Consider the following 5213-nt stretch of genomic DNA (forward strand, 5'->3'; position numbering starts at 1 on the left):
CAGTATTTGATAGAACTGCATTCAAGAGCTATCAACAAACTCCAGGGGTGGAGAGAGCGCTTAGATAAAACCGTTCTCTACTTCAACGAATGCGGCGTGTTAACTTCAGAAGTTATCGGCAAACACCGCCGCATTACTGTTAAGGAAAATCCGCCTACCTGTGAAGTTTTGATTGACTCATCTCAACTACCAGAACCCTATCGCCGAGTCGAAACCAAAACCGTAATTTCTGCCGACAAAAAGGCGATTGCAGACGCTTGGAAAAAAGGAATGCCTGTAGATGGTACTAGGGTTTTCCGCAAGCGCAAAGTGGTCTACAGCTTGCTTCCAGGTAACAATTTGCACTCTCTTCAAGCCAACCAGACGCTTGAAAGTCGTTCTTCGGATAAAACGCAGCCCAAAAAACGGCGTTAGCTATCTTTTCAGGTGTCAGAAATCCCTTGCTCTGACACCTGAAAAGATAGCCTTTCTCAGGTAAATGAGGTATATACCAAGGCTTGAAAATCCTGACATTCAGAGAATCTTGTGTACCTCATATCAGTGAGAAAAGCTATAGTAGACACCTCCGACTTAGACTTCCCTGAATTAGACATTTCCGAATTAGAATGTAAAACGCTTGTTTTGTTTGTAAGAGCGAAAACTTAATTTCGGTCGATATCTATTACAAATCAATCCAGTATTCAGGGTTTTCAACTTGTTCTTCAGTGACGTTGAACAACTTTGACGCTCTACCTTTAATAACCCCGTTAGCGTCGAGGTTCAAACCTCCGAATTGCTGGCTGTTTTCACCTTCTCCAAAAGCAACGCGGGCAAGTGCATCGCTATCAGAGAAATAATTTCGCTGGCTTTCCATAGCCGTAGTTGTGCGAACTACTTTCACTTTTTTTCTCCACATTGGGATTGTCAATCTCATTGTAACACGCTACTTTTCTATTCTAAAACCCTCCACTTGGAGGGGGTGACTATCACTCAGTAGCAGGAAGTGTTGAAGGAACAACCTTGTCAAAATCTGGACTATTGCTGTGCGTAAGTCCTAAAAATGTAAAAACTAGGATTCAGGAGCTAATCAATGAGCAGAAGAAAACTTACCCCAGAATATCGCTCCACAGAATGGGTAGCTGGGGAAGGACTAAAAATCCCAGTCTTTGATATGTCCTTGACTGACGGTAGAGCAAAGGGGCGGTACCAAGCTGAATCAGAAGTGCTGCGTAACTCCCTGCTTGAACTGCTTTTTGAACCTGAAGAATTAGCATCCCTAAGCATCGTTAAACCAGACCCAAATGATAGCAGCTTCGACCCTCTGAAAAACATCGATTTCGGAGATGGTATTACCAGAAGAGTTGCTTTCAGCTCCGGCAAAAATGTGTACTTTGCAGACATTGAACTCTCAACCAAACTGTTGAGCGTATTCAAAACTCAACCCGACCACGCCTGTCGCTACGGCTCACTGCTAGTTAGCAGTTGCAACCAAGGCGCAAAATTGTTAGATAGCTCCCTTGATGGCGAAACCTTGCGAGTCAAAATTGTTGATTCTCAAAGCGATGACTCTAGTGAAAAAGCGAAAGCTCATAAGTGGCAAACCGGAGACTGTCACGGTAAAATTTCACCGGCACTAGCCCAACAATTAGGAGGGAATTACAACCGACCTTTTCAATTCAGATTTGCCTGGATGCAGGAATGGAAGCAAGAAGACTGCCATACTCCAGAAATTAGCTTTCTTGCCAAAGGAACGCTGTTGCCTGATGCTAATTTAACCTCAGACTTGGGTTATGATATCATCATGGATCGCTCCTCTATCAAAGGAGTTGCCGCATTGCAATTAGCTGAACTTATCCCCTGTGGCGACTACGAATTTCCCAAAGCTATACTAGGAAATCGAGGCAACGCCAAAGTAACTGAATACGAAAATTCCTGGCAATTTTCGATTTGGTATTCCGAAGCAGCTATTCAGGCTGACATCGCCACACCGACTAAAGTTGAAGCCCAAAAGCTCGCTGACTTGCAAAACAACCGGCTGCAACTTGCCAAATACTTAGTGGAACAGCACGACAAAAAAGCTGCTTTTCAATCTAACCTTCATGACGACAGCAGCGGATTAGAAGACGAAGCAGATGAAAAAGCTCAGCGGAACGAATCCCGACTAATTTCAATTTTGAGGAACGACAAACTCGGTCAACTCCTCGACTTTCCCAAAGTCGTCGATTTCATGCAAGAACAACTGGCTAAAAAGTGGAAAGACTTAGCAATTAAGGGAGCAATTCATCATGGTTCAGCAATGGCCCAACCTTGTGAAGACTTACAACCGGGGACAATTGTCGCGCCCCACTTTAAAAACGGCACAGAAGTCATCGTTACCCGATACCCAATTGTCAGTAAAGATAACATCCGCCGCTACATAGTAGACAACAAAAGTCATCCTGAATTAACGCAGTACAAAGGGTGCGTTTTCATTCGCCCAGACCAAGCCATGCAGCATCACCAATGCGATTTTGACGGCGACCAACTGGTAATTACGCCTGCTTCCCGAATGCCGAATATCGCCTCTGAAACCAGGCACGCTAATCAAGAGAATGAGTACGATGCTGTTGAGAAGCGAGAGAAAGTTGACTACAATAAAGCTACCGATAGTGATGGCGATCGCAAGTATACCAAATTGCGGCAAATTGCCATAGCCATCGCCCAAAATAAAATCGGCTGGGTGGCTACCTTAATCGGGAGAGTGCAATCGTCAGCAGCAGAACCGGGACAGCCAGAAAGTTTATTCAATCAACAGAAGCGGCAGCTTCTTGGAAAGCTATTTGATGCCCTGCAAATTGAAGTGGACAGTCCCAAAAGTGCTACTCGTACCGAAGACCACCACCCCACCTTGTTGTCCAAGGCTAAGCAGTGGTCAGAACAGCACCCAAGCTACCTATTTGACTACAAAGACGACCCCAGGCTTTACAAAACCGTGCCATTACCTATAGGAGACGGCACCGCTATCAATTGCATTGCTAAGGAGGCTGTTAATCCAGAGTGGGAACCGACTCGTCTAAAAAGCCGCCACCGCGACGAATTTCGCTACCTGTTCGAGTCTCCTTCTGACTTAGATGAGCGAGAAAAATGGGAGAAATATTATGTCAGGTGGGCACAAGATATTAAGGAACGCTATCGAGAAAGGATGGGCGAAATCCACTTGGATTGCGGCGGCGATTCTAAGGCAATTAAAGAAGCCGTCAGCAAGTTATACGAGAGCTTAAGAGCCGATGTAACTGAAGCTTGGACTGACCCTGAAGAACGGTTTTTAGCTGCTAGTGGTATGTGGCACGTCGAAACCGCAAATCCCAACTTAGAAGTTCCTCGCAAAGCTTGTAAGGAACTTTCTCGCCAACTGGTGATTGAATTCACCCTTGAACCTGAGTACGAGCGACTGCACGAAGCAATGCCAAAAGACACTTACGTTCTGAGCGTCCCTTTCGAGGAATTTGAATTGGACGGCAGCGGTAAGACTGTCAGGGATAAGAAGCGACAGCCAGTTGGCAAAGACTTAGCTGGACATTGGAAAGAATTGTTAGACAGCAAAGGTATTAAATATGAAGCAACTTTGCATTCAAGCCTGCCAATGGTCAATTTTGCCTTAATTGAACCCAGCGACAAACTGGTGGGAATTCTTGAGAAGAAGTTTTGCGAAAATGTCAACGACATCGACAGTTTAGACTTAACCTACCGCGATGGTCTTGGTCGCACCAAAGATGTGAGTTCACGCATTGTAGCTCCTGCTGATTATACTTGGCTTGAGTCCCAAAACCAAACACCTAAAGCAGCATTGGTTCTCAACTTGTTTACAGATGAAATTTGCCAGCAGTTGCAAACCTTTCAGTTTGACAGAGCTGAACTGATTGGACAGAAGTACAATGACTTGAAAGATGTTGACTTTAGCAGTCCAAAATGGAGGAAGAAAACATTGACTTTTGAGGTGGGTTCTGTTAGCGGTAGCGGTTCGAGGCGCGACGGCAGCCCTATTGTCCTCCTTGACGGACAAGAATTAGCCATGTTTTCTGCTAATTCACCTAAATTGCCGATCGGCAGTACCTTTGAGGCCACTATTGAACCCTCGCCTAAAGGTAGTGCTCTGATCTTAAACATCAACCCTAGCTCTGTGCGACTAATTGAATCAGTTGAGGAACTTTCAGAAGTCGCGCCAACCCCTGGTCAAGACCGATCGCTATCCGTATCGACAACTCCTTGTCAAGAGCGATCGCCATCCGTATCACCAACTCCTGCTCAAGGGCGATCGGCATCCGTACCGCCAACTTCTTCTCAAGAGCGCTCGCCGCCTCAACCTGAAGACATTGCTGCAATCCCCGTCCACCTCTCACAACTGCTGAAGGATGCAATTTCTGAAGCATATAACCAAACTGGAGCAACTAAAATCCTTGTCAGGGAATAACTTTTGATTTGGCAAGGAATAGCCAGGAACTCGGTGTGGTGGGACGGCAGCGAATTAAGTCGTTTATGTTGTCGGCTTACGAAGCATTTGAAACTATGGGGATGTTGCCATGAGTTATGGTGTTGTTGATACTAAATCTTTGCTTGATCTTGCTTTAGAGGGGCAATCTGAGGAGTACAGGCGCAAAGTTTTGGAGTTGGCTTTTTTTTAAGGGAAAAATTGAGCCAACTGACCCGATATTTTTAATTTTGTTGGCTACTGGTCGATTGGCGCTGCTGATTCAAGAGAGTCCGAAACCAGAGAATTTTAAGTTAGCGTGCGATCAGTGGGTGTGGCGGATTAATAAGACTCTGGCGACTTATGAACGCGGGCGGGGGGTATCCTGTTGACAACGTTGGGTATTGGTGCTTTGATAGGATTGGTTTACTCATGTAATACTACGTTAAGTTCAGGTTAGATATTTAGCTGAGTTAATAAGACAATCAAACAAAACACTCTAGGAGATTGAGGTGTCAATATGTCTCTTGTATCTAAAGAGCAGTTAGAACAATACGCCCAGACGATGGTTTATGGTGCGAAGGATAGCTTTACGAAAATTGCTCAAAAAGGCTATCACGATCATGGAATTGGTCTGATTTTCGTGGGTGTGCATCTAAATGAAAACAACTGTCTTGACATTGACATATCAGAGTTGGCTTATGTTCCGAGAAGCGACTTACCTAAATTTGCTAATAACGATAGGGAGATTATTCGCCTGGTACAAGCAAAGATGGATGAAATAACA

General features: G+C 44.9%; 5 protein-coding genes. 4 read left to right on the forward strand and 1 reads right to left on the reverse strand.

The features are described from left to right. Positions 1-414 (forward strand): hypothetical protein (locus IQ270_RS27920; protein ID WP_193976387.1); only part of this gene is annotated, 414 nt, incomplete at its 5' end. A gap of 247 nt (positions 415-661) precedes the next feature. On the opposite strand, the gene IQ270_RS27925 is transcribed toward IQ270_RS27920, so the two are convergent. Next, entirely contained in the window at positions 662-880 is a 219-nt protein-coding gene (locus IQ270_RS27925; protein WP_193976388.1) for a hypothetical protein, read from the reverse strand. A 189-nt stretch (positions 881-1069) separates the two neighbouring features. Here IQ270_RS27925 and IQ270_RS27930 point away from each other — a divergent pair, with 189 nt between their 5' ends. The 3 genes from IQ270_RS27930 to IQ270_RS27935 all read left to right on the forward strand — a co-directional run. Then, positions 1070-4429 (forward strand): hypothetical protein, encoded by a 3360-nt coding sequence (locus tag IQ270_RS27930; RefSeq protein WP_193976389.1) that lies wholly within the window; start codon positions 1070-1072, stop codon positions 4427-4429. Between the two features lie 266 nt (positions 4430-4695). Beyond that, positions 4696-4818, forward strand: a complete 123-nt coding sequence (locus tag IQ270_RS32475; RefSeq protein WP_368670145.1) for a hypothetical protein — start codon at positions 4696-4698, stop codon at positions 4816-4818. A gap of 128 nt (positions 4819-4946) precedes the next feature. After that, positions 4947-5213: hypothetical protein (locus IQ270_RS27935; RefSeq protein ID WP_193976390.1), on the forward strand; the 267-nt coding region annotated here is incomplete at its 3' end.

It is taken from the genome of Microcoleus sp. LEGE 07076, from assembly GCF_015207455.1.
Classification (GTDB): Bacteria; Cyanobacteriota; Cyanobacteriia; order Cyanobacteriales; family Microcoleaceae; genus Microcoleus.

Excerpts from the sequence above, each read along its gene's own strand:
- IQ270_RS27930 (WP_193976389.1), top strand. The coding sequence starts at position 1,070 with ATGAGCAGAAGAAAACTTACCCCAGAATATCGCTCCACAGAATGGGTA.